The following is a 246-nucleotide window of genomic DNA, read 5'->3' on the forward strand; positions in this document are numbered from 1 at the left end:
GTGAAGTTCCACAGCACCGACTACTTCAAGCCGACCCGCGAATTCAATGCCGACGACGTGCTGTTCACCTTCGAACGCATGCTCGACAAGAATCATCCGTTCCGCAAGGCCTACCCCACCGAGTTTCCCTACTTCACCGACATGGGCCTGGACAAGAACATCGCCAGGGTCGAGAAGCTCGACGAGCACAGGGTGAAGTTCACCCTCAACGAGGTCGACGCGGCCTTCATCCAGAACCTGGCGATG

Annotated in this window: 1 protein-coding gene; it reads left to right on the forward strand. The window is 57.7% G+C overall.

Going from position 1 to position 246, the window contains the following annotated elements; genetic code table 11:
• Positions 1-246, forward strand: a 246-nt coding sequence (locus tag HMPREF2581_RS15395) for an ABC transporter substrate-binding protein (protein ID WP_256565207.1), incomplete at both ends; no start/stop codon positions are given.

The sequence above is a fragment of the Pseudomonas sp. HMSC057H01 genome, from assembly GCF_001836405.1.
GTDB lineage: Bacteria > Pseudomonadota > Gammaproteobacteria > Pseudomonadales > Pseudomonadaceae > Pseudomonas > Pseudomonas aeruginosa.